The following is a 1,443-nucleotide window of genomic DNA, read 5'->3' as shown; positions in this document are numbered from 1 at the left end:
GGCTCATCGTAAAAGAGAGTGTAGAAGTGGTCTGAAGCCGCCGGTGTCTAGCAGTGCTCTGAGGAGGTAGTGGCCCAGATTTCGGAACCCGAGCGCGGTGCCTCTCAGGTGCTCGAGTCGACCGTTGATTGCCTCCGTTGGTCCGTTGCTTGTTCCGGGTCGGTCGAAGTACGCGAGTACATCGGCAGCTCTGCGTTTCAGCGTTCGCCCGAGCGTGGTCAGCTCCGTCAGTGCTGCCGGTACTCCTGCAGAGAGACTCGCGATGACGCTCTTCAGTCGGTCTCTGCCGCGTACCCGGTTGGGGTCGCGGTACGCGGCCACGACGCGCTGGTAGATCCACCACGTGACATCGACTTGCGTGTGTTCCTCGGCAGCGAGCACAGCTTCGAGTCGATCGGTCTGCTTGCTGGTGAGCAGGTTCGCGCCGGTGAGCAGGACACGGCGGATGCCATAGAGAGGATCACCGGATCGGCCCCGGTGTCCGAGTGTCTCCTGCTGGATCCGCTGCCGGCACCGCTCCACAGCGCTACCTGCCAGAGCGACGACGTGGAAGGGATCCATCACCGGGGTAGCGTCGGGCAGCTCTTCAGCTGCGGCTGATTTGTAGCCGGCGAAGCCGTCCATCGCGATGTCCTCGATACCGTGGCGGAATGCCTGCGATTGGGTGGCCAGCCAGGTCTTGAACACCTTCTTCGATCGGCCCTCGACGATGTCGAGCAGCCGGGAGGGGCCTGTCTTGTCGCGGATCGGGGTGAGATCGATGATGACGGTGACGTACTTGCTGCCGAACGGGGTGTGCCGCCACACGTGCTCATCGACCCCGAGGACCCTCACACCGTCGAACCTGCTGGGGTCATCGACCAGCAGCTGTTGGCCGGTAATCAGGATGGCGGTGTTGACGGTGTGCCATGAGGCACCGAGGCCCGCGGCGATGCGGCTGATGGACATCCTGTCGATGACGAGGCATTTCAGTGCCCACAGCACGGCCGGTCGCGACAGCTTCGCTCGTGGTGCGGCGATCGGGGTGAGGTCTTCCCGCCAGACGCGCGCGCAGGTCGGGCACCGGTAGCGGCGGACGCGGACGTGCAGGATCGTGGGGCGCCAGCCGAGCGGGACGTGGACGAGTCGGCGCACCGCGGTTCCGCGAGGGACGCCTTCCGTGCCGCACTCGCGGCACCAGGAGCCGGGATCGTCAGTGTTGGTGCGGCACTCCAAGACAGCGTGATCGACGGTGATGGCTTGTCCTGTGATGGTCAGGGCGCGGGTGTCGAGGAGGCAGAACGCGTCGAGATCGGGGGTGGTGAAGCTAGGCTTGTGCATGTCGAGGTCTTCCGGATGGTTTGTGTAGGAACTCCCATCCTCAGGGAGGCCTCGACGTCTACCTCGGCAACGACACGGGCGGATCCCCGGCACCTGGGTCTACACCCTCATCTGCGAAGAGCC

General features: G+C 64.7%; 1 protein-coding gene. It reads right to left on the bottom strand.

Annotated elements, in window-relative coordinates; translation table 11 throughout:
* Positions 1-3 precede the first annotated feature (3 nt).
* Positions 4-1,320: an ISL3 family transposase gene (locus tag FM105_RS08900; RefSeq protein WP_087007442.1), complete on the bottom strand. Its 1,317-nt coding sequence runs from the start codon at positions 1,318-1,320 to the stop codon at positions 4-6.
* Positions 1,321-1,443 lie beyond the last annotated feature (123 nt).

Source organism: Brevibacterium yomogidense (assembly GCF_900163715.1).
Taxonomy (GTDB): Bacteria; Actinomycetota; Actinomycetes; order Actinomycetales; family Brevibacteriaceae; genus Brevibacterium; species Brevibacterium yomogidense_A.
The sequence above is the reverse complement of the archived record's forward strand: the minus strand, read 5'-3'. Positions and strand labels throughout refer to the sequence as shown.

Bases quoted from the DNA above. Each gene is read 5' to 3' on its own strand.
- FM105_RS08900 (WP_087007442.1), bottom strand. From the start codon at position 1,320: ATGCACAAGCCTAGCTTCACCACCCCCGATCTCGACGCGTTCTGCCTC.